The organism is Nocardiopsis sp. NPDC006832 (assembly GCF_040635885.1).
GTDB lineage: Bacteria > Actinomycetota > Actinomycetes > Streptosporangiales > Streptosporangiaceae > Nocardiopsis.
In genome coordinates, this window is the sequence record NZ_JBEYLC010000052.1 from 18,794 (window position 1) to 44,404 (window position 25,611).

The following is a 25,611-nucleotide window of genomic DNA, read 5'->3' on the forward strand; positions in this document are numbered from 1 at the left end:
GGGACCCCTTCTCGCGGGCGCTTCTCGTCCAAGGACGAGCGAGAACGCTTCATGGACCCGCGGACCTCAAGGGGCACCTCACCGCGTACGCGCCAATGACAAGGAGACGAGTTCGATGTCGACACCGAGACACCAAGGATGGTTCATCGAGGCCGACGACGGGCCCGACCCCCGTCCGAACCTCTATACCTTCGTGCACGCGGGTGGGCGGGCCGATCGATTCTTGAACTGGCGGCCCGGCCTCCAAGACCTGGTCCGTGTCGTCGCGGTCTGCGGACCCGGCACCGGTCACCGTTTCGCCGAACCTCGACACGACGACGTCACCGAACTCGCCGAGGCCGTCAGCGAAGCGATCACCGCGCACTCCACCGGACCGTATTTCTTCTTCGGACACAGTCTGGGGGCACTGGTGGCGTTCGAGACCGCGCGACGCCTGCCCGGCGGCCCGGCCGCCCTGGTCGTGTCGGGCTGTGCGGGGCCCGCCCTCCTGCCATCCGAACGCGTCAAACGAATGACCACGCTCGGAGCCGATGAATTCGCAGAGGAAGCCCGCTTCTTCGGGGGTATTCCGTCCGAGGCCGAAAGTGGTTCCGCGGCGGCACTGCTACTCGAACCGCTCCGCCGTGACCTTGGCATGGTCGCCGCCTATGCGTTCCAGCCTGGACGTTCGCTCGACCTTCCGGTGGTGAGCATCGTCGGCGGTGATGACCCGCACGTGGACGGCGAAGGTGTCGCCCGTTGGCAGGACGTCACCTCGCAACCGTTGGAGCACCATGATGTGTCAGGCGGTCACTTCTACTTCGAGGACGACGATCGCACCGCCATCGAGATTCTCCGTCGAACCGTCGACCGCCATGACCCGAGACCGCGAAACCGCGACACTCACACCCAGATCATCTAGTGTTCCCGAGCGGTGATTCATTGTTCGAATCCCGGCACGCGTGTGTTCCCCGGTGAACCGTGAGAACTCCGGGGTACCGGCCGGCGGGTACCGACGTCGGACATCGCGGTGGGGCGGCGATGCCCGACGTCGGTGGCTCAGTACAGCTTGTTGGCTCCGCCGTCGGCCATCAGGGTCTGGCCGGTCATGTACTTGGAGTCGTCCGACAGCAGGAACGCCACGATCGGGGCGACGTCGGTCTCGGGGTCGCCGAAGCGGCCGAGCGGGACCTTCGCGAGCGAGGCCTGGTACAGCTCCGGGGCGGACTCGCTCCAGGCCTTGACGCCCGCCGTCATCGCCATCGGGCTCACGACGTTCACGCGGATGTTCTGGCTCGCCCACTCGTTGGCGACCACGCGGGAAAGGCCGCGGATGGCCTCCTTCGCGGCGGCGTAGGCGGCCTGGGTGGGCTGGCCGACGAGCGCGGCGCCCGAGCCGAAGTTCACGATCGAACCACCGGACTTCGCCAGGTGCGGGTGGGCCGCGAGCATGAAGTTGCGCGTGGCGATGAAGCCGGTCGAGAACGACAGGTCCCACTGTTCCCGAGTGAGGTCGGTGAAGGGCGCCTGGCGCGAGGCGTGCGCGTTGTTGACCAGACCCGTCAGCCCACCGAAGCGCTCGACGGCGGTGCGGACCGCGAGTTCGGCGGTCTCCGGCAAGCCGACGTCACCTTGGACGAAGGCGACGTCGGCGCCGAGCTCGGTTTCGAGTTCCGCTCCGGCCTCCCCGTTGACGTCGACCGCGACGACCTTGGCGCCGCGACGGGCGAGGACGCGTGAGATCGCGCCACCGATGCCGGCGGCTCCTCCCGTGACGACGACGATCTGGTGTTCCAGCTGCATGAACGTTTCCTTCCTACGCGCGGTGCGCTCGTCGGGATCGGCCCATTCTCCGCCGAACGGGGTTCGGGCGCGGTGTATCCGCGAGGTGTTCGGCGTGGCCGTCGACTCCCGATACCGCGTGTGAATCGGTTGATTAAGGACATCTAGTGCGTTTCGGGTGCCAATGGTGGACCGTACTAGGATCCGAACCATGCCGCGTTCTCGACCGACCCCCGAACACCTGTCCCCGGGGTACTTCGCGTTCGTCATGGGCACCGGGATCCTGTCGGTCGCTGCCGCGCAGCGGTCGTGGCAGGTCACGTCCCTGGTACTGCTCGGGTTGGCGGGGGGCGGCTACGTGCTCCTCATCGCCTTGAACGTGTGGCGGATCATCGCCTACCGCGAGGCCTTCGCCCGTGATCTGCGAGACTCGCGCAAGGCGTTCCTGATCTTCACCTTCGTCGCGGGAACCGGTGTTCTCGCGACGGGCCTGGCGGCGCACGGCGCGCTCACCGTGGCGACCGTCCTGTTGGCGATCGGCGCCGTGAGCTGGATGTTGCTCGGCTACACGGTGCCGTGGGCGGCGGTGCTCAGCCGCGACGAACGGCCGGTGACCGACGCCGCGAACGGGACCTGGTTCATCTGGGTGGTGGCCGCCCAGTCCGTGGCCGTGGTCGCCGCGACGCTGGAGCCGCACTACGAGGGCCTGGGGCGGCACGGGCTCTCGGTGCTGGCGGTCTTCGCCTGGTCGATCGGTGTGGTGCTGTACGCCGCCGTCGCGATGTTCGTCGTCCTGCGGATCCTCCAGGCGCCGCTGGACCCCCGCGACTTCGACCCGCCCTACTGGGTGTCGATGGGCGCCATCGCCATCAGCGTCGTCGCCGGCTCTCGCATCATCGAGATGGAGAGCACGCCGATGGTCGACGCGGTCCGCGGCCTGGTGGAGGGTGGGGCCGTGGTGCTGTGGGCCTTCGCGACCTGGCTGATCCCCGCGCTGATCGCGGTCGGCGTGTGGCGGCACCTCGTCAAGCGGGTACCGCTGAAGTACACGCCGACCCTGTGGAGCATCGTCTTCCCGCTCGGGATGTACTCCGTGGCCTGTATGTACCTGGGGCGGGCCGACCGTCTACCGCTGGTCGAGTGGATCGGCGAGGCGTGGATCTGGGTGGCCCTGACGGCGTGGGCGCTGACGAGCGCGGCCATGGTTCGGTCGTGGTTCCCCACCGTGCCTCGATCGCCTGCGCCTTCTTCTCTTCTCTGAGTAGAGAATCCCGGCCCCGGACGTGTGAAGCATGACCGGATGCGGCCAATGGGGAGAAGAGCCCGATGCGAACGCGCTCCGGTTGATAGAACCTGCGTTGCGGAGTGTCAGTGGGTCGTGACGGTGCGGCCGTCCTCCGGAGAACTGGAGAGTGTTCGGGTGCGGTCGAGCGAGCTGGTGGCCAGGGTCGATTTCGAGGACGACGTCACCGAGGAGGAAGCGGACCGGCACACCCGTGCCCTGGCGCTCCTGTTGGAGGACCTGGACGTCGACGAGGTGCGTGCGGCGGACGGTGAGGCCGTGGAGGGGACCAGGTCAGCGGACCCCGGGCTCCTTGCCGGAGCGGTGCTGGTCAGCGGCGTGCTACTCAAGCCAGTGCTCACGTCCCTGGTTTCCCTTGTGGGTTCCTGGCTGGAACAGAGCGAACAGCGGTCGGTCACGGTCGAGCTGGAGGGCGCCAAGATCACAGTGCAGGGACGGGTCTCACCCGAGGATGTGCAGACCTACGTCCGAGCCCTGCGGAACGACACCGATCGGCCCACGGATGAAACCGTGAAGGACGGCGCCTGATGCGCACGGCGATCCTTATCGGGGTCAACACCTACGAAGAACTCGAAGATCTGCGTTCACCGCTGGCCGACCTACGGGCGCTGGAGCAGGTGCTCCAGGCCAACGGCCACTTCGACCGAGTCCTGGTGTTGGCCGATCCCACCCGCAACGAGGCCAGGGAGGCACTTGAGGGGGTGCTGGGCGAGTGTCGCCCCGAGGATCTCCTGTTCGTCTCGTTCTCCGGTCACGGGGTGAAGGACAATCGTGGCCGGTTGCACCTGGCCTTCCGGGACACACAGCGTAAACGCCTCCTGAACACCGCGATCTCCGCCGAGGTCCTCAAACTCATGCTCCAGGACTCGCGAATGCGCAGCAAGGTGCTCCTACTGGACTGTTGTCACGGCGGTGCCTTCGCCGATGGGTTCGCCACGCGCTCCGGCGAAGACGAGCACATCGACTTCGAACGGGAGCTCAGCGACGGGGCGGGCACCTATGTCATCGCCGCGTCTGGGGCATTGGAGAAGGCCAGGGAGGGCGACAACACCCATGGCGCGCGGCCTTCGCCCTTCACCTCCGCGGTCGTTCGCGGGCTGGCGGGTGCGGCTCCGGACACCAACGGTGACGGCTGGATCGACGCCGTGGAGCTCTACCAATACGTCCACCGTGAGGTGGAGGACGTCGATACCCAGCGCGTCACGGCCTTCGCACTCGGGGTGCGGGGACAACTCGTCCTCGCGCGCCACGCGGGTTCGGCCACGGCCGCGAACCTGCCGGGAGCGACGGACAGGAATGGACGCGCCTCCTCCGAGGGCACAGGTGAGCACGAGGGTGATCCGACCGGGCCGAGCGCCGCGCCGAAACCCCGGGCCACCCACGAGGGGTGGCGTTGGGGCTCCTACCTGGACTACCAGCGCGACTGTTTGTTGCGGCAGAGCGTGCTGCAACAGCTTCCCGACGCCGACGGGCGTGATGTGGTGGTCTGCGACATGGGCTCGGAGGTGTTGCTCAGCGGGTCTGCGGACCGCTGGCGGCTGTCCGAGAGCGCCGAGAACCTCGTTCTGGAAGCGGCCAAGGAGCGTAGGCCGCTGCGCTACGGCTACCCGGCGGTGCTCTTCGACACCGCGCGCCCCGAACATGGTAGCGGGAGGCGTGCCAAACTCGCCCCGCTGTTCGTCCTGGACGTGGAGATGGTCGGGGAACAGAAGGAGCGCTTCCTGGTCCCGGTCGGTGAACCGGAGCTCAACCGGGAGCTGCTGCTCTCGGCCGCCGAGCTCGACGAGGCCGACATCGAGGAGCTCGTCGACTGGTTCCAAGTGGACTGGGCAGGGCGAGGTGTCTCGGGGCTGGCGGACAAGGCGCGTGCGGTCTGTGCCCGATTGAATCTGGATCGTGTTGATGACCTGGTTCCGGGCGAACTGAACAGCGAACTGGACGTGCGGCGTGGCGCGCGAAGGGGTGCGCAGAACGCCGCCGTGTTGTACCGGGGAGATCCGGCGGGGGCGGCCGTCAAACAGCTCATCGGTGACCTGGACCATCGCAAGGCCAACGCGATCAGGATCGAGACCATCGCGGACACGGCACTCGGGGTGCTCGCGGAACCCCGTCGGATCATTCAGGAACGGGGTTCGGTGACGCCGGTGGTCACCGGCCTCAGCAACGCGGCGCAGGAGGAGATCCTGGCATCGGCGATGAGCCGGACCCTGACCGTTGCCACCGGGGCACCGGGCACCGGCAAGACCGAGCTCATCACCTCCGTCGTCACCACCGCGGTGGTAGCCGGCCAGTCCGTGCTCGTGGCCTCCACCAACAACACCGCCGTGGACGAGGTCGTCGGCAAGGTCAATCGTCTCGGTTCCCAGGCCGACCTGGTGGTGCGCACCGGCAACCAGGAAAAACGGGGGAACGAACGCGACATCCTCAACGGGCTGCTCGCGGCGGAGTGGGACAGCGTCGATGTCCATACCGCGCATGAGCGCCTGTCCATGCGGCAGCGGAGGCTTCTCACGGCGCAGGACGACCTGGCCGCCGTGGAGGAGACCGAACGGCGTCTGACGATGTTGGCCGACACTCGCCGTAGGCAGATCGAGGAACTGCCTGGCGGACTGAGCCCGGACACGTTCCCAAGGCATCGGGACGTGGAGCGTTGGGCCGGCACCGTCGCTTCCGCCATGGAGAGCCGGTGGTCCGGATGGTGGCATCGATGGCGCACACGCCGGGGACTTCGGGTGGCGGGCTCCGACCGGGAGTTGGTCGCCATCCTGAGCTTCCTGACCACCGAACGCGAGTGGATCGGGCTGCTGGAGGAGCTAGGTGCCCGACCCCGCCCCGAGGACGTGGCCGACACGGTTCGCGCCCTGCGTGACGAGCGGCGACCGGAGAGCACGGAACTGCTGCTGGGCAGAGTCGCCGAGGCACTGACCTCAGGCAGGCCCGTCATCGAGGAACGTCTGCGCAACCTGGATTCGGGTGCGTCCGGGTGGAAGGGCATGAAGAACCTGGTGCGCACCGTCCGGGCCTGGGCCACCACGTCCCGCTCGGTGCGCGGGGTGTTCCCGCCCATGCCGGGCCTGTTCGATCTGGTGGTGGTCGATGAGGCGAGCCAGTGCACCGTCGCGGACCTGATCCCCTTGTTGTATCGGGCCAGGAGGGCGCTGGTGATCGGGGATCCGCACCAGCTACAACCGGTCAATCGGCTCAGCGACCAGGACGACCGCAGGATCCAGGTCGTCCATGGACTGCGCGCCGACGAACTCGACGATCGCTCGCTCACCTACACCGGCTCTTCCGCCTACCACGCCGCGGCCTCGGCACTGGCGGCCGGCGGCGGCGAGGTGCTCTGGCTCGACGAGCACTATCGGTGTCACCCCGACATCGTCGCCCCCGTCAACCGGCGCTTCTACGGTGAACGACTCGCGGTACGCACCGACACGGTGGGTCTCACCGCTCCTGAGGATCCCGCAGCTCGATGGATCGACGTGCGTGGACGGTGTGAACGTCCGGGCGGTCGGTCCTGCCGCAACTCCGAGGAGGCCGAGGCGGTGGTGGACCTGCTCCGAGAGCTGTGGGCGAGCCTTCCGGAGAAGGCCACCATCGGCGTGGTCTCGCCCTTCACCGCCCAGGTGCGCGAGATCGAGCGCAAACTGGGCCAGAGGGCACTCCAGAGGATCAGGGTGGGGACCGCGCACACCTTCCAGGGGGGTGAGTGCGACGTGGTGGTCGTCTCCCCGGCCGCGGCCACCGGTGTGCATCGCTCCAGTGGCCAATGGGCGCTGCGGCAGCAGAACCTGTGGAACGTGGCCGTGACCCGGGCCCGCTCACGTTTGTACGTCGTGGGTGACCGGGCGTACTGGGCCGACCAGGGAGGGCTGCTCTCCGACTTCGCCGACGGTTCGATCGAGCCCGTGGACAAGGCGTCCGGCGATGCTCGCAGCCGACTGTTCGAAGCACTCGTTGTCCGAGGAGCGGAGCCCAGGGTGCGTCAGAGCATTGGAGGATACGTGTGCGACCTGCTGGTGAGCGGGGCCGCCGGTGAGACGGCGGTGATCGTCGACCGTGCGGGCGTCGGCACCAGTATGTCCCTGGGGCCGGGCCGTACACTGCAACGAACCCTGGACCACGCGACCCTGTTCGAGAAGGTCTCGGGTCTGCGCACCGTGCGGGTCCCCGCCTGGCGTTGCCTGGCCGAACCCGAGGTGGTGGCAGGGGAGATCGTGAAGGAGAAGGGTGGAGCGTCCTTAGCGCGGTGAACCTTTGTGGTCACCGCACCAGCGATGTTTCAGGTGGCGGGTGAGTCTTGGGTGGATAGTTCCAGGGCCAGTTCCATACAGCGTTGGCGGGCCGGGGAGAGGTCGTAGGGCATCTTGCCGATGGCCTCGAACGCGCTCATGGAGCCTGCCGCCCGCCTGCCGGAGCCGAGGTCGGCGGGAGCGGGGTGCAAAGCGTCCCAGGCGTCGAAGAGGGCGTCGTCCTCCTCCTCCAGGCCGGACTCCTCGATGACGGCCAGCAGGGCGCTTTCGAAGGCGTGCCGTTCGGCGGCCACCCGAGCCACCCGTGGATCATCGACGGCGACGCCGTCGTCGAGCGCCTCCTCGGCTTCATCGATGCGGTCGGAGTCCTCCCGCAGGGTGGGGTGTGTGGCCAGGGCGATGAAGCGGGTGGCCTGGACGGCCGCGCCGAGCGGGCCGAAGATCCGTTCGGTGACCAGCAGGGTGTCCAGGTCCGCCTGACGCAGGGAGCCCTCGGGCAGGCTCTTGAGACGGTCGGTGACGAAGTCGGAGAGCAGGCCCATCCGGCTGCCTTCGGTGCGCATCCGTTGCACGGCGGTCCGCTTCCGCCGCAGTTCCGCCTCCTGCTCGGCGAGGGTTTCCTCCAACCGCTCCAGGATGTTCGCGATACCGTCTCCGCTGCCTGCGCCGGCGGAAGTCGTGCCGGTGGTGAAGGCGTCACGGATGTCGTCCAGGGCGATCCCGGCGTCGGCCATCTTGCGAATCCACAGCAGGCGGATCATGTCCTCGTACCCGTAGCGGCGGCGGCCATCGCTTCCCCGCTCAGGCTCGGGGAGAAGGCCGATCTCGTGGTAATGACGGATCGCCCGTGGTGTGCTGCCGGCGAAGGCCGCCGCGTCACCGATCTTGACCTGGCGGGGCGGCATGAAGGACGAATGCATGAGCAGGGGCCTTTCCTCAAGGAACCGGGACGTAGGCCCACCAGACCACATGCCGCTACGGAAGGTGCAACCTCGTGCACACCGCCCCGCGCCGATGCCGGGAGATGCGCCCCGCCTCCGTGATGGCCGAGGGCCCGCGGGGCTCGGGGTGGGGGTCTGTACAAGGCGCCGGTGGATGTGGCATCCTCGAAATTGGGCAGTCGTCCAAGTCGATCGCCCAAATTTGGAAACGGGGGAGTGCATGACCACACGGCGCGCGCACCAGGTGCGGGAGAGCCTGCTCGACGCGGCGGCCGAGCTCATCGCCGAGCGGGGCTGGACCGGGGTGAGCACCCGGGTGCTGGCCGAGCGGGCCGGGGTGGGCCCCGGGCTGGTCCACTACCACTTCCCGTCATTGCGCGCCCTGCTCAACGAGGCGGCCCTGCGCACCATGCGAGCCGTGGCCCAGGAGGGGGCCGCCCACCTGCCGGGCGCCACCGCCCGGGAGGGGATCGACCTGCTGCTCGGCTCCCTGGACGCCTACTCGGGAGAGGACCCCACCTCGGTGCTCTTCACGGAGGCCTTCCTGGCGGCGGGGCGCGACGAGGAACTACGCGAGGCCCTCACCCGGCTCCTGGCGGACTTTCGCACCCTGCTCACCGACTGGATGCGGGCCACCGGGGTCCCCGCCCCCGACACCACCGCCCGAGTCCTGGCCGCGACCGTGGACGGGCTCATGCTGCACCGCCCTCTGGACCCCTCCCTGACCGCCGAGTCCGTCGTCCCCGTCCTGCGCAGGCTCCTGAGCGGAGCCGTTGAGGAGCAACGATGAGCACACCGCACACGTCACGAGCACCGCACGCCGTCGTCGCCGGTGCCGGGATCGCGGGTCTGGCCCTGGCCCACCGCCTGGCGCACCACGGATGGCGGGTCACCGTGGCCGAACGCGCCCCGGGACCCCGTCCACAGGGCTACATGATCGACTTCTTCGGTCCCGGCTACGACGCGGCCCGGATCATGGGGATGCTGCCCCGGATCCGGGAACTGGGCCACGACTTCGACGAGGCCGTCCTGGTGGACGAACAGGGGCGGAGCCGGGCTTCGATCGGCTTCCGTCGTTTCGCCCGGGCCATGGGCGGGTCCCTGGTCTCGATCATGCGCCCGGACCTGGAACTGGCCCTGCGAGAATCCCTGCCCGAAGGGGTGGAACTCGTCTACGGGGCCGCGCTGACCGGGGTGGAGGAGCGACCCGACGGGGTCCGGGTGCGGCTGTCCGATGGTCGGGTCCTGGAGGCCGACCTGCTCGCCGGGGCCGACGGCATCCACTCCACGGTGCGGGGCCTGGTCTTCGGCCCGGAGGAGGACCACCTGCTCCACCTGGGATTCCACACGGGCGCCTTCGTCTTCGAGGACGCCGAGCTGCACGCCCGCCTGCGAGGACGCTTCCTGCTCACCGACAGCCTGGGCGCCCAGATGGGCTTCTACGGCCTGGAGGGGGATCGGGTGGCGGTCTTCACCGTGCACCGCACCGAGGACACCACCCTGCCCGACGATCCGCGGCGGGCCCTACGCGAGGCCTGCTCGGGCCTGGGGTGGTCGGTGCCACGGGCACTGGAACGGTGTCCGGAGCCCGAACACGTCTACTACGACAACGTGGCCCAGTCGCGGATGGACACCTGGTCCAAGGGGCGGGTGGTGCTGCTGGGAGACGCGTGCCAGGCGGTGTCGTTGTTGGCCGGACAGGGCGCCTCGATGGGTGTGGGTGGGGCGTTCGTGCTGGCCGAGGAACTGGCTCGGGCGGCAACGGTGCGTGAAGGACTGGAACGCTACGAGGCGCGGTGGCGTCCGGTGGTGGCCGAACGTCAGCGCGCGGCCCGCACCGGGACCTCCTGGTTCCTGCCCGAAACCGCACTACGACTCCGGTTGCGCCGTCTCGTGCTGGGGTTGGCCGCCCTGCCGGGTGTGGACCGCTGGGTGGCCTCGGCGATGTCGGGCAAGCCCAGCCGGGTGGTCGAGGACCTCGCCGCCACGCCCCTGGTCGAACCGATCGGGGGCGTGGACGCGAGTCCAACGGAGGGCCGGAGCGGGTTCGAAACGCCCCGGCCGTGAGGCCGCGGCCTCAGGTGTCGCAGCTTCGGCAGCGGCGTGTGGCGACCCGCTTGGTGTTGCCCTTCGTGGCCTGGGCGGGGGTGCTCTCGCCCAGGCGGCGCCACAGGAGCGGGTCGGGGTCGTTGATCCAGCCCCACATCGGTGCTTCGATCTCGGATTCGGACTGATGCCCGCACCCTGGGCGGTGGGCGATGCCTCTCGGTGAGATGAGGATGGCGCCGCGAGGGAAACGGGCCTCCTTCGAGGCGGGCCCGGGCTCTTGCCCGGATCGGCTGCGAGCCTCGCTCACGAGTGAGCACGCGCAGCCGCCCCCGATGGGGAGTTCGCAGAAATCACAGCGTTCCATGGTCCGATCATGCCCTGTTCTTGTGACGAATGGGCCTCGCGCCGCCTCCCCGGGCCCGTTCGTTGAGCGGAAGGTGGCGGGAATCTCCTCTTCAGGGGCGTCCTGGCCCCCGACTTCAGTCGGCGGGACGTGGCTCCTCCGGGGCCGCGCGGGCCAGGGCACAGGCGTCGATCGGCTGCTGGACGAGAGGCCCGTACAGGTCCAGCACCGCATCGCGGGAGACCTCGTCGGTGGGGAACAGCCCCAGCAGCCGGACCCCCTCGGCCAGACCGATCAGTTGGCAGGCGATGGCGCTCGCGTGGCGGCGGTCGGAGGTGGTGTCCCCGATCAGGTCGCCGAGGCGGGTCAGGAACCGCTCCCGCATCTCCTCGCGGGTGCGGTCGGGGTCGGGTGACTCGCGCACGTGCGAGACGGCCACCAGCAGGGGGTCGCGCACGTCGTGCTCGCGCCGGGTGAGGATCTTCTGCACCAGAGAGCGCCCGAGCTCGGAGCGGGGCAGGTCGAGTTCGGCCAGCGGGATCTCGTTGGGTCCCAGCTCGTTGAACAGCTCGGCCTTGCTCCGGTAGTGCTTCATCACCAGGGAGGGTGAGACCCCGGCGGCGGTGGCGATGTCGCGGATGCTCACCTTCTGGTAGCCGTGTTCGGAAAAGAGCGCTCGCGCCTTGTCGAGGATGGTGCTCCGACTGTCGGTTCTGCTCACGGTTCCACCTTCTCCTGGACCTCCTTGACGACCTCGCGTACCGGGGCGGGCCCGGCGACCACATCATCGCCCTTCTCGTCACGCTTACGAGCCGGGATGACGGCCCCGAACAGCACACTGGCCACGCACACCGCCAGGCCGAGCCCGTTGGCGGTGAACATGGCCTGGGTGGAGGGGAACACCGCGCCGTTCACGGTCACGGTCAGCGAGGCGAAGACCAACGCCACCACGGCGCTGCCGCTGGAGGTGCCCATGGAGCGGACCAGGGCGTTGACGCCGTTGGCCGAGGCGGTCTCGTTGCGGGGGGAGGACGCCATGACCAACGCCGGCATGGCCGCGAAGGCGATGGCGCTGCCGACGCTGACGAGCATGTTGCCCATCATGATCTCCCACACGGCGTCGTTGTTGAACATCCGCCACAGGTAGGTCACGCCCATCACCACGCCGCCGGTCAGCAGTACGGTCTTTCCGCCCCAGCGGTTGAGCATGCGGGCGGAGATCGGTGAGAAGACGAGCATCATCAGGCCGCCCGGCACCATCGCCAGTCCGGCGACGGCCACGGGCAGGGCCATCCCGTACCCGGTCTCGGTGGGGACCTGGAGTTCCTGGGTGGTGACCAGGCTGTTCAGGAACATCGCGAAGCCGACGAAGTACGAGGAGATGTTGGTGAACAGGACGGGTCGTCGGAAGGCGGTGCGCAGGTTCACCATGGGTTCGCGCATGCGCAGTTGGAGGGGGACCCAGATCGCCAGGCAGACGAGCGAGAGCACGGTCAGGCCGATGACCTCGCCGCTGGTCCAGCCCCACGTCGCGCCCTTGGACAGGGGGAGTAGAAGGCCGACGAGGACGATGGTGAGCAGTAGCGCGCCGACGATGTCGAAGCGTCCGGGGAAGCGTTCGGTGGACTCGTCCAGGGTCAGTGGGATGGCGATCAGGAAGATCGCGCCGACCAGGGCGGTGGTCCAGAACAGGGAGGTCCATCCGAACGCGCCGTAGAGCAGACCGGACAGCGGTAGCCCCAGGGCTCCGCCGATGCCGAGGGTGGCGCTCATCAGGGCGATGCCCCCGGCGAGCTTCTCCCGGGGCAGCTGGTCGCGCATGATGCTCATGCCCACGGGGATGAGGGAGGCGCCGAAGCCCTGCATGGCGCGGCCGACGAGCATCGCGGGGAAGCTCCCGCCGAGCGCCGCGATGAGCGAACCGATGGTCATGACCCCCAGGGACACCAGCAGCATCCTGCGCTTGCCGTACATGTCGGCCATGCGGGAGACGATCGGGGTGGCCACGGCTCCGGTGAGCAGGGTCGCGGTGACCAGCCAGGACGCGTCGTCGGCGGATACGTCGAGGATCTCGGGCAGGTCGGGCAGCAGCGGGATGACGAGTGTCTGCTGCAGTGAGACGACCATGCCACAGAAGGTGAGGATCCCCATGGTGGCCCAGGAGGGCACACGCAGGACGGCCATACTTGGAGCTCCAAAGCGGTGAAGGGGTGCGGCGGGCGAGTGGGGTTCGGGCGCACGAGAAAAGGGGTGAACGATTGTTCACCCCCTTGAGTGAACACCCGTTCACCCCCGTGGGTCAAACGACTCGCGCCCACTGGGACCAAGGTCACCGCCAAGGTCACCTTTCCCGCGCGGGCTCAGAGCAGGGGTCGAAGGTGTGTGTGCGCCCAGGCCGCGAGCGTGGTCGGGGTCGTGGTGAGCACGTCGCGTTCCTGCTCGGGCACGAAGTCCTCACGCAACCCGGCCGCCATGCCGACGACGCCCTCGGCCTGGCCGGCGCTCATACCGACGGAGCGCAGCCCCGCGCGCACGTCGTCATCGGAGACCGGCTCGGCGCGTACCTCGCGCCCCAGAACCCGGCCGAGGATCCTCGCCACCTGGGCGAAACTCAGGTCCTCGGGGCCGTGTACCGCCTGCACCCCGCGTCCCACCCCGCCGCCCGCGAGGAGCCTGGCCGCCGCGACGTCACCGATGTCACGGGGATCGACCCAGGGCATCGCGAAGTCGAGCGGCCACAGGGTGGGAAGGACGCCCTCGCGTAGGGAGTCCGATTCCATGAGCAGGTTCGTGAAGAAGTAGCCGCAGCGCAGGTGCAGCACGTCGGCCTCGGTGGCGTCCAGTGCCTGTTCGGTCCGGGCCAGCCCGTCGATCTCACCGGCCCCGTGCCGTTTCTCCGCGCCCACGCTGCTGAGGAACACGGTGTACCCGATGCCGTTCTCCCCGACCGCGCGGGCCGCGTTGGCTCCCATGCGAGCGTGGCCGGCGATGGGGTCGTCGTCGGGGGTGGGCGGGTCCACCCAGAAGAGGCGGTCGGCGCCCCGGGTCGCGCGCAGGACGGCCTCGGCGTCGCCCTGGTCCCCTCGCACCGTGTCCACCCGTTGCCGGGTGGCCGCGTCGAGTCGGTCGGGGTCGCGCAGCAGCAGGGTGGGACGTACCCCGGCCTGCAACAACAATCGGACGACCCGTGAACCGACCTTGCCGGTGGGCGTGGTGACGACGATCTTTCCGTGTGCGTGTTCGTTTGCCATGGCCGGACGCTACAAGCGATGGCGGTCGATTCCCGTCCGCCACTCGGCGCCGAGTGGCGGACGGGAATCGGGGGCGGGGGCACGGCCCCCACCCCCCCGCGTTGGTTCAGGCCCGGCTGCGGGCCTTGTATGCCGCGCGGCGGGCCGCCTTGGCGACCTTGCGGTCCGGGTGGAGCCGGCCCACCGCGTCCAGCACCGACAGCGTCTGGGGATGGTCGCCCCGCCACACCTCGCCGGAGCTTTGGAACAGCAGCCGGGTGAAGGGCAGACCCTCGCCGGCGCCCTCGCTCTTCAACGCGCCGGCCAGGGCGGACTCTCCCGTGTGCAACAGGCCCGCCGCGGAGTCGATCGTGAACCAGAGCCCGTGCGAGCCGATCACCTCCTCGACCTCCTCCGATGGAAGGTCGGGGGCGCCGATCAGGGTGCTCGCCGCGAGACCGGCCACGGCGGGACGATCGGAGGCGAGCAGTACGCGCACCGGGGGCAGGGCCGGACCGCCGAGTGCACGCAGCACCTCGGAGGCGATGATGCGACGCACCGCCCCGTCCCCCGTGGGCTCGGCGCACGCCTCGGCGATCTCCGTCACCGCCTCCTGCGCAGTGCGAAGGGCGGCCCACGCCTTGATCTCCGCCACCCGAACCTCGCGGGGGAGCCGGCGCAGCGCGTCCAGGAGTTCGACGGCCCCGGCCCGGGCCAGGCCGCCGAGCAGCGGCGCGTCGACCCCTTCGGCCAGGAGCATCCGCCGTACCCCGTACCGGCCGAGCGGGGTGAGCACGGCCGCGCAGACGATCTCCGAGTCCCGAGGGCCCGAAACCGACTCGTCCAGGGTCAGGGAGTAGATGGGGAGCAACCCCCTTTCCGGCGCGAACTCCGCTCGCGCTTCCCCACCGGTGTGGTCGACCAGCCGGATACCACCGTTGGAGCCGATCCCGAGCGCGGTCTGGTACAGGGTCATGTGCGCCATCCGACGCGAATGGTCGATGAGTTCCGGGGACGCGCCGCTCAACTGGGCACCGGGTCGGGCCAGCTCCTCGATGATGGTCGAGGCCAAGGTCGACAGGGAGACCTCCGTCTCGTCGGGCTCCGCGTACAGGTCGTCCAACAGGTCCCGGATCAGACCCGAACCGAACCGGCCGACGTCGAACAGGTCCTCCGGGTCCGGGTCGCCGGCGATGGCCCGCTCGAACAGGGCGACCCACAGGTCCAGGGTTCGCCGGGGGGACGTCCCGTCCCGGACCTCGGGGCAGGCCCGGGCCCGCCCCGAGTCGACCTCGATCAGGCCCAGCGCCACCGCGGTGCGCCACAGCGCCAGGAACTCGGGCAGCTCCCGGGCGGCGCGCAGCCGCTTCAATTTCTCCGCGCGCTCGGCGGCCTGTTCCTTCGTGGCACCGGGCCACAGGTCCAGGTCGCTCGCCAGCGCCCGGATGTCGTCCGGGCGGGGCACGCCCGTCCCCGTCAACTTGCGTTCGGCGGTGAACCAGTCGGCCAGCGCCAGCAGTTCGCGCAGTGGCCAGGTGTCCCGTGCGGCGAGCGCCAGTTCCTCCTCCGGCGGTAGGGTCACCGGCCGTACCCGTGCCCGTTCCGTCGGCTCAGTGGTCTCCTGACGCACCAATGTAACTCCCCGTTGTCGAATTCCTACTTTCGGTGTCCACTTCTATCGGTCGGAGCACCGCCATGTGGGGCTTTCCGAACACAGGGGCGCGTCGTCGGGCCGCGACACACCTGATCGAGCCTGGGGCGAGGCCGGTGAACGACCGCGTGTGTTCCGGGTGGCGCCCCGGCGATCTGACAGGCGCCACCCACCCGTCCGCGACGAGGATCCGCTACGTGTCGAGGGGGCTCATGTCCCCGCGGCCCTCGGTGCGCCGATCCCCGGGTCGATCCGCACGGGCCCCGACTTGGCGGGCCGCACGTCGAAGTCGAAGATCGCGGTCGGAAGGTAGACCGTGGCGCACGCGTTCGGGATGTCCACCACGCTGGAGAAACGCCCCTCGATGGGTGCCGCGCCCAAGAGCAGGTAGGCCTGCTCGGGGGCGTACCCGAACCTGGTCAGGTAGTCGATCGCGTTCAGGCAGGCGCGCTGGTAGGCGAGCTGGGAGTCCAGGTAGCGCTGTTCGCCGTCCTCGGTGACCGAGATCCCGGAGAAGGCCAGCCATTCGGAGTACTGGGGCGGCGTCTTGCCGGGCAGGAAGACGGCGTTCCCACTCACCCCGTACGTCTCCATGCCGCCCTTGATCAGGTCCAGGTGCAGGTCGATGTACCCGCTCATCTCGATGCCACCGCAGAAGGTGATCTCACCGTCGCCCTGGGAGAAGTGCAGGTCGCCGACGGAGAAGTTCGCCCCGGAGACGAAGACCGGGTAGAACACGCGTGTACCCCGGGTGAGGTTCTTGATGTCCTGGTTTCCGCCGTTCTCCCGGGGCGGGGCCGTCCTGGCCGCCTCCGCGGCCACCCGGTCGAACTCCGAGCCGCTCAGGCTCCCCAGGACCGCGTCCCGTGGTTCGGGTGGCAGCGCCAGGGGCGGCAGCCGGTCGGGGTCGGTCGCGATCAGATCGCCCTCCCTGCGGTTCCAGCGCGCGAGCATGTCCGCGGAAGGGGCGGTGGCCATCAACCCAGGGTGGGTGATGCCGGTGAACGACACCCCCGGGACGTGCCTGGAGGTGGCCACCTCGCCGTGGAAGTCCCACACCGCCTTGTAGGCGTCCGGGAAGCGGTCGACCAGGAACGATCCGCCGTTGCTCTTGGCGAAGATACCCGTGTAACCCCAACCCTGGCCGGCCAGCGGTCCGGAGTCCTCCTGCGGTAGCGGTCCCACGTCCAAGACGTCGACGATCAGCAGGTCGCCCGGTTCGGCGCCCTCGACCCCCACCGGACCGGACAGGGCGTGCACCTTGGACATCGGGGCGTCGCGGATGTCCTCGGCGGAGTCGTCGTTCTTGATCGCGCCGTCGAACCACTCGCGACAGTGCATGCGAAACGTCGATCCGGGGCGCACCCGAACGGCGGGCGGGATGTCGGGGTGGTACCTGTTGTGGCCGATGACCCGTTGGTCGGTGAACGGCTTGGACGAGTCGAGCGGAAACAGGAGTTCGGGCATGGTCGAGTCCCTTCCAGGCGGACGACCTCAGGGCTTGGGAAGTTGTCGGTGTGTCGGATCGTTCGTGAAGCGCGCTCCGGGCCGCCCTGCCCGGGGTGGTGGCGACCGCACCACGTCCGGGGCGTCCGCGCTGCGTTCGGCGCGTTCGTAGGCGCTCCTCACGGCTCCGCGGGAGCGGTTGAGCATCGGCGCGCCGAACACCCGACGTGCCGGCCGGTGACAGGTGGGACAGGGCAGGGTCGAGGGCGCGGTTCCCATCGCCGCCTCGATGTCGATGCCGCCGTGTTCCCCGCACTCGAACCGGTACTCGGCCAAGACGACCTCCTCGTCGGCGAATGTTCCGAAGATCCCGCTGATCGCGCGGCATGACCCACCCCGACGCGGTCGGGGTTGAGCGTGATGACGTTATTGCGGAGTGTAATCAAGGGTCGCCGACGTGGCCCGCAAGCGACCGCGTGTGTTCCGGGTGGCGCCTCGGGGACCCGAGAGGCGCCACCCCTTCGCGAGGAGGATCCGCTACGCGCCGAACCCGCGGATCCGGTGCTGCATGACCTTGTAGGGCCAGCCATGGTCGGTGTTCCACTGACTGACGCTCAGGTGCAGTTCGTCGGGGGTGGAACCGGGGATGATGTAGCCGCCGTAGAGCTGGGCCACGTGGGAGTCGTCCTCGTGGCCCCACGTCCCGCCATGGACGAGAGTGCGTCGGTGGGCCGTGTGCAGGTTCGACGTGGGGGTGTCCATGATGATGCCGTCGATGCGGTAGCCGCCCGCGTCGAACCAGGTCAAGACCCATTTTCCGGCCATCGGGCGCAGACACATCTCCCCGAACGCGCCGTCGAGGATCGGGGTGGGCGGGTTGCCCCAGCCCCACACGCCCTCGCGGTACCCCCAGGGCTCGTATGCGGCCGGGTCGGCGATGGCCGCCGTGGGGACCCGGTGCATGATGATCGGCCGGCTGCGGTCGAAGGAGGTGGAGTAGACGTAGACGTATCCGTCGTCGCCCTCTGCCCAGGTGAGCAGCTGGAACAAGCCGTCGTGCAGGTGGGCGTCGAAGTGCGCGTCGGTGTGCGTCCAGGTCGCGCCGGAGTCGTCGGAGCGCCAGATCTCCGTCCACACCACGTTGCCCAGGCCGTTGTTGACCATGGCGTGCAGGTACATGGTGTCGCCGATGGTGATGACGTCGGAGGGCAGGACGGTGGTGAAGACCGGGTTGTCGTGGTCGTAGTGCCACAGTTGCTCGGCGGCCTCACCCCCGACCGCGCCCGACCACTGGACACCGGCGTCGAGGTCGGTGGTCGTGGAGTACAGGGCGGTGGGGGAGCGCCACCAACCGCCGCCGACGGTGGCGCCCTCGAAGCTGTCGCCGAAGACGAAGAGCATCCGCCCGTCGGGGGTGCGGACCGGGATGCCCAGGTCGGTGGCCTCCATGCGAAAGCGCGTGGTCAGGCCGGGGCCGGTGAGGTCGCCGATCTTGGTGACCTCCAGGGCTTGGCGGGAGGAGGCTTCGTCGGCGCCGGCGGGGGAGCCCGTGCCGAGCAGGAGTCCGGACCCCAGGAGGGCGCCGGCGGAGGTGCGAAGGAACGTGGACCGGTCGATCTGCGGGGGACGAGGGGTGCGGGGGTCGATCATGGTCACTCCTACGTGCGAGTGGTCGAACGGTCAGGATCGACAGCCGCGGATGTGGTGTCAACCAGAGGAAACGGGGCCGGTGGGGCGCCCGCGGAGCCGTCACGGACCGGTTCGCGCGCGAAACCCGACGGTGGCGCGCTGTTCGCGGGGGTCGGCAGGAGAAGTAGGAAACCAACATGATTTGCGGGCTCGTTGGTCGAAAATTAACTGATCCGTTATCCGAAGCCCCGGTGTGCTCGCCGCGTCCTCCTGTTTCACTGAGGCGGCGGCCACGAAGAGGTGGCCGGCCCCCGCACCCCAGGAGTCGTCTTGAGCTCGAACCCCCCGAACCGGCGCGCCCTCCTCAAGAGCGTCGGCGGACTCTCCCTCGGACTGGCCGTCACCTCCGGCGGCCTCTTCGCCTCGACCTCGGCGGCCCACGCCGAACCGGTCACCCGGAACCTGCCCGCCCCAGACCACGCAGGGCTGCGCCTCGTGGACCACAACGAGGACGACCCCCGCATGTGGTACTACCGCTTCGAGACCGACGAGATCGGCTGGAACCCCGGCGTCAACGTCCTCGTACCGGACGGCTACCGGGACGACGGCCGCACCTACCCGGTCCTGTACCTACTGCACGGCGGCGGCCCCGGCTCGGACTTCATCAGCTGGGACCGCACCGGAATCCGCGAACTCTCCCAGGACAAGCAGATCATCATCGTGATGCCCGACGGCGGGCCCTGCGGGTGGTACTCCAACCCGGTCACCTCCAACGTGGGTCCGCGCAACTGGGAGACCTTCCACATGAACCAGGTCCTGCCCTGGGTCGACGCGAACTTCCGCACGCACGCCGAGTTCGACGGCCGCGCCGTGGCGGGTTTCTCGATGGGCGGCTTCGGAGCGCTCAAGTACGCGGCCAAGTACTACGGCCACTTCGCCTCGGTGAGCTCCTACTCGGGACCGGCCAGCACGCGCCGCGACCTCGGGGTGGTCACCCACTGGGCGAACTTCACCTCCGCCGCCTTCGAGCTCGGTGGCGGCATGGTCTACGGGGCGCCGTGGGACGAGGCCCGGGTCAGCGCCGACAACGCGGTGGAGAACATCGAGCGTTACCGGGGCAAGCGCGTCTTCCTGGTCGCGGGGAACAGCCCCGAGCGCTTCGACCTGTTCGACCGGATGAACGAGGAGCAGGTGCTGGCCGGGCAGCGGGAGTTCCGTGCCGCCCTGGACGAGGCGGGCATCCCGCACGACTCGCACGAGCCGGACGGCGGCCACTTCGTCCGCCCCGACCTGGTGCGGCGCGACCTCGACGGCATGATCGAACGGCTTCGCTCGGCGGGGTAGAGAGGATCGCGCCGGTCGGGACACGTCCGGTCGGGGGCACGGGCGCGGCCCCGACCGGGCGCGGTCAGTCCCGTGCGCCCGGATCCCGATCGGTTCCCTCGGAGGACGAGTCGGGGACCCCACCGTCCTCGGCCTCGGTCTCGTCCTCGGCCCGCCCGGGATCGTCATCCGCCACGGCCCTGGCCGGCAACAGCGGGTGCTCGGCGACCTCGTAGCGCCGGATGTAGGTGCCCAGGAACGCCTGAAGGCTCGCGCCGATCGGCAACGCGAGCAGCGCGCCCGGAGCGCCCAGCACGGCCACGCCCGCCAGGACCGAACCGAAGGCCACGGCGGGATGCATGTCCAGGGTCTTGGCGGTGATCCGCGGTTGCAGCAGGTAGTTCTCGAACTGCTGGTAGACGATGACGAACACCAACATCCACACCGCCGGCCACACACCCTCGACCAGCGCCACCAGCACCGGGACCGCGCCGCCGATGTAGGTGCCCACGGTCGGGATGAATTGGGACAGCACCCCGATCCACAGCGCCAGCGCGAAGGCGAAGGGCACGTCCAACAGGATCAGCACCACGTAGTGCGCGGCACCGCAGATCAACGCCAACAGCGCGCGGGAGTACAGGAAGCCGCCGGTCTTGGCCACGGCGATCTCCCAGGCCCGCAGTACCTCGCGCTGGGTGCGCGGGGGCAGGACCGAACAGATCACCCGGCGAAAACGCGGGCCGTCCGAGCACAGGTAGAAGGTGAACAGCGCGACCGTCAGCGCGTTGAACAGCAGCACCAGAAGGGTCGTTCCGGCTCCCCACACGTTGTTGGCGATGCCGGTGGCGTACTGCTCGATGAGTCCGCTGACGCTGGAGACCTCGTTGAGCAGCGTGGTGGGGGAGTAGGAGGTGTCGAACGTGCCGTTGACCCACCTCAGGGCGGCCCGGACCATCGACGGGACCTCGGAGACGAAGGCCAGGACCTGACCGATGAGCATGGAACCGAGCATGCTGAAGAACACGACGGCCACCACCAGCACCACCAGCATCACCGCCCCGGTCGCGGGTCCGCGCGGCCAGCGGTGCCGGTGCAGCCAGTTGACCGCCGGTTCCAGGGCCAGGGCCAGGAACAGGGAGATCAACAACAGCATGAAGAGGTTCTGCAGCTTGAGGAACAGCCACAGCCCGACACCGAAGGCCATGACGATCCACAGGGCCAGCAGCATGGCGCGGGGCAGCCACCGGGGCATGCCGCCGCCGCGGTCGTGGCGCGGGGCACGGGGTGGGGAGGGGCTGGTGGACACGCGGGATCTTCCTCACTGTGGACTCGGTACGGCGGGACCCTTGCCGGACGGTGAGGGGAAACCGGCCCTGGAGCACGGGGGCGCGCTCGGTGGTCCTTCGCCGACCTCGGCGCGGGGCGCCGACGTCGTTCTTCGGCAGAACGAGGTCCACCGTACCGACACCGAGGGCGTGCGAGGGGCCCACCGGTGCACGGGAGGGGTGCGTGGGAGGTTGCGCGGGAGGTGAGGGGCGGGGCCCCGGGGGAGGGCGAATGGACGTCCGGGGGAGGGGCGCGGGCGTCCTTCCCCCGGGGGACGTCAAAGGTGCGGGGTCAGGAGGGTGAGCAGGTCCTGGTCGCCGCGGTCGGTCAGGTGGGCCATGAGCTCGGGCGCTTCGGCGTCCTCGGGCAGACCGACGGCATGGATCAGGGAGGACAGACCGTCGGTGAGCGAACGCCCGGCCAGGTACAGGGCGGCGGCGAAGGGATCGTCGGGGACGGCGTCCGCCTTGTGGAGCCGGCACAGCACCCGCCCCTCGGTGAGGGTGATGAAGGCGTGGTCGCCGACCCGGGCGTCCTCGACCAGGAGCAGGGGGCGGATCGAGTTCATCAACGGCTGGTTCTTCCACGCCGCTATGGAGGGGCGATCACCGATACGTACCGGCAGTCGGCAACCCGGACCCATCCCCACGCTCACGGCGAAACCGCTGGGGATCGGAAAGCCCGACCCGCGCAGGTGTTCGCCGTTGAGCTCCACCCGAAGCCACCACGCCCCCTCGGTGTCGCGGAAGCAGCGGCGGGTCCGCTCGACCACCCGCCGGGGCCGATAGGGGGTCCGCGCCGCCACGAGACCCGGTAGGGCCACCCAGCCGGGGCGGGGGCGGGTGAACTCGCTGCCCGCGGCCATGGCGCGGATCGAACTCTCGGTGATGTCGAACCAGTCGGTGATGCGTTCGATGAGCGTGCCCACGGGCATCTCACCGCCCGCCTCGACCAGTTGACGGCGCATCGTCTCCTCCAGGCCGAGGTATTCCCTGCCGCCCCAGGCGCGGAGTCCGAACAGCCGTCGGTCTCGGCGCATGATGCGTTCGTCGCCGTGGACGCGTTCCCGGAAACCGGACTCGTTGAAGCCGGTGCCGACCCGTTCGAGGAGTTCGTCGAAGTGCAGGGGGCGTCCGACTGCGGTCAGCACGGCGAAGGCCTTGTCGGGGAGGTTTCGGCCCCAACGCACGAGATGGCCGTCCATCACCCGAGCGTGCGGCAGCGTGGACAGCCACCCCAGGGCGTGCTCTTGGGGGACGCCGCCTTCGAGGGGCACGCGTTCGGCCTCCTCCAAGGGGATCACGGTCCGCTCGGCCAGTTCCTCGGTGAGCCTTCCGACCAGGGCCGTGGACTCCTCGGAGGTGATCCAGCCGTCGACGACCCGGTGGCCGGGCAGCAGCCTCAAGAGGACCTCGCCCACGCGCAGGTCGAGGGAGGGGAGGACGTCGGGGTACTCGGGGGACAGGTCCCAGAAGGCGTCGAGCGGGGTGGCCACACCCAGGTTCCTCGACAGTTCGGTCAGGTGCGCGGCGGTGCGTGCGCCTCGTGCGCCCTTGAGTCGGGAGCGCACCTCCTGGGCGACCTGCTTGTGGATCTGCCGGATGCGTTCGCGGGTGACCCCGAAGCGTGAACCGAGGGTGTCCAGGGTCTCGGATTCCAGGGTGAGGACCCGGCGGCCGGCCACGGCACGGCGTCGGGGATCGGCGGTGGCGAACCACCCCTCGATCTCGGTGAAGAGGGGGCCGGTACCGGGGCCGGTGGGAGGGGCCTCCCACGGCAGGTGGTCCAGCGCCGTCAGGTACAGGTCGTGCAGGTACTTGTGGGCGCCCTCGGGGTCGGGCCACTCGTGCGGGTGGGTGGCCAGGACGTCGGGGTGCTCACCGGTGAGGTAGAGCGCGGGCATGATCTCGCCCAGGGCGAGATCCTCCCAGTGATCCAGGGTGAGGTGGGCCAGGCCGGTGGCCAGGTGGTCGGGGCCGACGGTGTGCAGGGCCCGGGGCAGGGTCACCTGCCGCCACCAGTGTTCCTCGAAGAGGTCGGGATGTCCCAGGGCCTGCCGGACGGATTCCTCGCAGGTGTCGTCGAGGGGTGGGACGAGGTGGGCGAGACGGATGTCGAGGGACCTGGACAAGGGCGACCTTTCCGTGGTCGGGGGATCGGGAGATGACGGTTCGTGAGGTGGGAACATCACACGTTCCTCCCACGCGCGCGTCACCCGGGACGGGGTTATGCGGGATACGCATAGCGGTTGCCGGAGTGCCGCCTTCGTTCCACGTAGGTGATTCGGTCCATGGACGACATGTTAAACGAGCGGTTCGGCGGCGTTTCCCCGCCCGTTTTCGGTCCGCCCGAAGCCAACGGTTACGGCATCGGACAGGATTCGCGGGTCGGCCTCGGATCCATGCGGGAACCACGGAAGCGCTCCGGCCGCGCCTTCGCCCGTCCGCGGCCCGGGTCCTCTCCCCGACGACCGGGACCGCCACCCCGATCGGTACGATCCTCGGTGAGCCGAGGACCTGGTCGGCCGGGGTGTGGGAGGAACGGAACGTTGTTGTACGCGGGCACCTTCACGATCGTCGCCCACGATCGAAGCAGCGGCGCGTGCGGGGTGGCGATCAGCAGCCGGATGCCGGCGATCGGAGCGTTGACGGTGTTCGCGCACGCGGACTTCGGCGCCGTCGCCACACAGGCGCTCATCAACCCGCTGTTGGGGGTGGACGCCCTGGAACTGTTGGGTTCACGCCCCGCGGCGGAGGCGTTGGAGGGGGCACTGGCCAAGGATCCCGACCCCGACTCGCGTCAGGTGGTCGTGGTGGACCGGCAAGGCCGCTCGGCCGCGCACACCGGTACCATGACCCACCCCTGGTGCGGTCACCGGACCGGGGACGGCTTCGCGGTGGCGGGCAACATCCTGACCGGCGCGGACACCCTCGACGCGATGGTCCACGCCTGGTCGACGAAGTCGGACCTCACCTTCGACGAACGGCTGCTCAGCGCCCTGGAGGCGGGGCAGGCCGCCGGAGGCGACCGCAGGGGCAGGCAGAGCGCCGCCTTGTACGTGCACATGGGCAACCCCTACCCCTACCTGGACCTGCGGGTGGACGAACACCCGGACCCGGTCGCCGAACTGCGCAGGGTGCACGGGGTGGCCCGGCGGGAGCTGCTGCCGTTCGTGGCGGCCCTGCCCACCAGGGCCGACCCGGGCGGCTCCTTCGAGCGGCTCCACGAATGACCGGGCGGCGTGAGGTCGGCCACGTGCCGGAGGCTTCTAGGGCGTGTTCCGTGGATGCTGCCCGTCGCGAGCGGCGCATCCAGTGGTGCCGGCACAAGGCCGAAGAAGGAGTCAGCCCGGGTTTGGCTGTCGACTGATGAGAACGCTGTGACGGTGCCGCTGGGGCGCCGTGCAGCAGGGTACGTATTCGCGGAACACGCCCTAGCCTGGTGGGATGACCGAACCTGCCTACTCGGCCCCGCTCTCACCTCGGCTGGTGGCGGCCATCCTCGACATGGACCTGCCCCAGCACCTGCTCGACGACCTGGCCCAGACCCCCGACCAGACGGGGGACATCCTCCTGGGCGCCGCGGCCGAGATGCGCGAGCGCCGCCCCGACCTGGCCCGTCGGGTGCTCGACCTGCTGCGCGAACACGCCCCCGAACCCGACTACCGCCAGTACGCCACCCACATGTTGGCGGGCCTGCTCCGCTCCCAGGGCGCGGTGGCGGAGGCCGACGGACTCATCGACGAATTGATGAGCCCGGGGGTCCTGGGCCGGCCCATGGCGGCGGTGCTCGCCGACGAGTTCGCCGCCGACGGGGACCTGGATCGTGCCCTGTACTGCTACAACATCGCCTGTCGCAGCATCCTCGCCGAGCCGGTGGAACTGCTGAAGCGCATGGATCCCGTGGGTCTGTTGCCGCTGATGGGACGCGCGCGGGTGCGTGAACGACTGGGGCTGCCCGCGGACGAACACGATCGCGCGGTGCGCGCGGCGGACGAGGCCCGCCCCTCCTTGGAGGAGGAGATGGGTCTGCTGGAGGAACCCGTCGAGGAGGCCCCCGACGCCCGGGTGGTGCTCGATGGACGGGCCCGGGAACACTACTCGGGGATCGAACGCGCTCTGCGCGAAGGCGGGAACGGGCAACGGATCGTTCTGGCCGAGCAGGTGGAGATCGACGCCTACGCGGGCGAGCACGGACTCGACCCGGCGGTGGAGGAGACACGGAACGCGTGGGCGCGCACCCTGCCCGAGGACCGTGTGGTCGCCTGGCCACCTGAGCGCAATCGGCCCTGCTGGTGCGGTTCGGGCCGCAAGTACAAGAAGTGCTGCGGATCCCCTTCCGCGCGCTGACCGGTCG

The 25,611-nt window shown here is 69.5% G+C and carries 21 protein-coding genes; 9 read left to right on the forward strand and 12 right to left on the reverse strand.

Annotated features, from left to right (window positions below; translation table 11 throughout):
- The first annotated feature begins 115 nt into the window (after positions 1-115).
- Positions 116-901: an alpha/beta fold hydrolase gene (locus ABZ717_RS21780; protein ID WP_358513395.1), complete on the forward strand. Its 786-nt coding sequence runs from the start codon at positions 116-118 to the stop codon at positions 899-901.
- Positions 902-1,038: 137 nt separating this feature from the next.
- Here the strand turns inward: ABZ717_RS21780 and ABZ717_RS21785 are convergent, their stop codons facing one another.
- Entirely contained in the window at positions 1,039-1,782 is a 744-nt protein-coding gene (locus tag ABZ717_RS21785; RefSeq protein WP_358513397.1) for an SDR family oxidoreductase, read from the reverse strand.
- A gap of 190 nt (positions 1,783-1,972) precedes the next feature.
- On the opposite strand from ABZ717_RS21785, the gene ABZ717_RS21790 reads away from it, so the two are divergent.
- The 3 genes from ABZ717_RS21790 (at position 1,973) to ABZ717_RS21800 (ending at position 7,317) form a co-directional block, all read left to right on the forward strand.
- On the forward strand, positions 1,973-3,022 hold the full coding sequence (locus ABZ717_RS21790) for a tellurite resistance/C4-dicarboxylate transporter family protein (RefSeq protein ID WP_358513399.1): 1,050 nt from the start codon (positions 1,973-1,975) through the stop codon (positions 3,020-3,022).
- A 159-nt stretch (positions 3,023-3,181) separates the two neighbouring features.
- A complete protein-coding gene (locus ABZ717_RS21795) occupies positions 3,182-3,592 on the forward strand; it encodes a hypothetical protein (RefSeq protein WP_358513401.1) in 411 nt (136 codons plus the stop codon).
- Positions 3,592-7,317, forward strand: a complete 3,726-nt coding sequence (locus tag ABZ717_RS21800; RefSeq protein WP_358513403.1) for an AAA domain-containing protein — start codon at positions 3,592-3,594, stop codon at positions 7,315-7,317. The genes ABZ717_RS21795 and ABZ717_RS21800 overlap by 1 nt, the downstream gene beginning before the upstream one ends.
- A gap of 29 nt (positions 7,318-7,346) precedes the next feature.
- Here ABZ717_RS21800 and ABZ717_RS21805 read toward each other — a convergent pair whose 3' ends face one another.
- The gene (locus ABZ717_RS21805) at positions 7,347-8,237 is read right to left on the reverse strand and encodes a MerR family transcriptional regulator (RefSeq protein ID WP_358513405.1); all 891 of its coding nucleotides are present in this window, start codon (positions 8,235-8,237) and stop codon (positions 7,347-7,349) included.
- Positions 8,238-8,478: 241 nt separating this feature from the next.
- On the opposite strand from ABZ717_RS21805, the gene ABZ717_RS21810 reads away from it, so the two are divergent.
- A complete protein-coding gene (locus ABZ717_RS21810) occupies positions 8,479-9,048 on the forward strand; it encodes a TetR family transcriptional regulator (protein WP_358513407.1) in 570 nt (189 codons plus the stop codon).
- On the forward strand, positions 9,045-10,325 hold the full coding sequence (locus tag ABZ717_RS21815) for an FAD-dependent monooxygenase (RefSeq protein WP_358513409.1): 1,281 nt from the start codon (positions 9,045-9,047) through the stop codon (positions 10,323-10,325). Before ABZ717_RS21810 ends, ABZ717_RS21815 begins: the two co-directional genes overlap by 4 nt.
- Before the next feature lie 10 nt (positions 10,326-10,335).
- Here the strand turns inward: ABZ717_RS21815 and ABZ717_RS21820 are convergent, their stop codons facing one another.
- The 8 genes from ABZ717_RS21820 to ABZ717_RS21855 all read right to left on the reverse strand — a co-directional run bounded on the left by ABZ717_RS21820 (position 10,336) and on the right by ABZ717_RS21855 (position 18,627).
- Positions 10,336-10,671: a hypothetical protein gene (locus tag ABZ717_RS21820; RefSeq protein ID WP_358513411.1), complete on the reverse strand. Its 336-nt coding sequence runs from the start codon at positions 10,669-10,671 to the stop codon at positions 10,336-10,338.
- Between the two features lie 115 nt (positions 10,672-10,786).
- Complete coding sequence (locus tag ABZ717_RS21825; RefSeq protein WP_358513413.1) at positions 10,787-11,371, reverse strand: TetR family transcriptional regulator; 585 nt, start codon at positions 11,369-11,371, stop codon at positions 10,787-10,789.
- A complete protein-coding gene (locus tag ABZ717_RS21830) occupies positions 11,368-12,834 on the reverse strand; it encodes an MFS transporter (RefSeq protein ID WP_358513415.1) in 1,467 nt (488 codons plus the stop codon). Before ABZ717_RS21830 ends, ABZ717_RS21825 begins: the two co-directional genes overlap by 4 nt.
- A gap of 176 nt (positions 12,835-13,010) precedes the next feature.
- Positions 13,011-13,901: an NAD(P)H-binding protein gene (locus ABZ717_RS21835; RefSeq protein ID WP_358513417.1), complete on the reverse strand. Its 891-nt coding sequence runs from the start codon at positions 13,899-13,901 to the stop codon at positions 13,011-13,013.
- 106 nt (positions 13,902-14,007) lie between these two features.
- The gene (locus tag ABZ717_RS21840) at positions 14,008-15,462 is read right to left on the reverse strand and encodes a hypothetical protein (RefSeq protein WP_358513419.1); all 1,455 of its coding nucleotides are present in this window, start codon (positions 15,460-15,462) and stop codon (positions 14,008-14,010) included.
- A 279-nt stretch (positions 15,463-15,741) separates the two neighbouring features.
- The gene (gene fmdA, locus ABZ717_RS21845; protein WP_358513421.1) at positions 15,742-16,998 is read right to left on the reverse strand and encodes a formamidase; all 1,257 of its coding nucleotides are present in this window, start codon (positions 16,996-16,998) and stop codon (positions 15,742-15,744) included.
- A gap of 27 nt (positions 16,999-17,025) precedes the next feature.
- Positions 17,026-17,313 carry a hypothetical protein gene (locus tag ABZ717_RS21850; RefSeq protein WP_358513423.1) on the reverse strand — a complete coding sequence of 96 codons (288 nt, stop codon included), beginning with the start codon at positions 17,311-17,313 and terminating at the stop codon, positions 17,026-17,028.
- A 201-nt stretch (positions 17,314-17,514) separates the two neighbouring features.
- Positions 17,515-18,627 carry a DUF4185 domain-containing protein gene (locus ABZ717_RS21855; protein ID WP_358513425.1) on the reverse strand — a complete coding sequence of 371 codons (1,113 nt, stop codon included), beginning with the start codon at positions 18,625-18,627 and terminating at the stop codon, positions 17,515-17,517.
- Positions 18,628-18,936: 309 nt separating this feature from the next.
- On the opposite strand from ABZ717_RS21855, the gene ABZ717_RS21860 reads away from it, so the two are divergent.
- Positions 18,937-19,950, forward strand: a complete 1,014-nt coding sequence (locus ABZ717_RS21860; protein ID WP_358513427.1) for an alpha/beta hydrolase-fold protein — start codon at positions 18,937-18,939, stop codon at positions 19,948-19,950.
- Between the two features lie 64 nt (positions 19,951-20,014).
- On the opposite strand, the gene ABZ717_RS21865 is transcribed toward ABZ717_RS21860, so the two are convergent.
- Together ABZ717_RS21865 and ABZ717_RS21870 are read right to left on the reverse strand one after the other, a co-directional pair.
- The gene (locus tag ABZ717_RS21865; protein WP_358513433.1) at positions 20,015-21,181 is read right to left on the reverse strand and encodes an AI-2E family transporter; all 1,167 of its coding nucleotides are present in this window, start codon (positions 21,179-21,181) and stop codon (positions 20,015-20,017) included.
- Between the two features lie 351 nt (positions 21,182-21,532).
- The gene (locus ABZ717_RS21870; RefSeq protein ID WP_358513429.1) at positions 21,533-23,386 is read right to left on the reverse strand and encodes a sigma factor-like helix-turn-helix DNA-binding protein; all 1,854 of its coding nucleotides are present in this window, start codon (positions 23,384-23,386) and stop codon (positions 21,533-21,535) included.
- Positions 23,387-23,806: 420 nt separating this feature from the next.
- Between ABZ717_RS21870 and ABZ717_RS21875 the strand changes: the two genes are divergently transcribed.
- Positions 23,807-24,487, forward strand: coding sequence for a DUF1028 domain-containing protein (locus tag ABZ717_RS21875; protein ID WP_358513435.1), 681 nt, complete (start codon positions 23,807-23,809; stop codon positions 24,485-24,487).
- A gap of 214 nt (positions 24,488-24,701) precedes the next feature.
- Positions 24,702-25,604 carry an SEC-C metal-binding domain-containing protein gene (locus ABZ717_RS21880; RefSeq protein WP_358513431.1) on the forward strand — a complete coding sequence of 301 codons (903 nt, stop codon included), beginning with the start codon at positions 24,702-24,704 and terminating at the stop codon, positions 25,602-25,604.
- Positions 25,605-25,611: the final 7 nt, after the last annotated feature.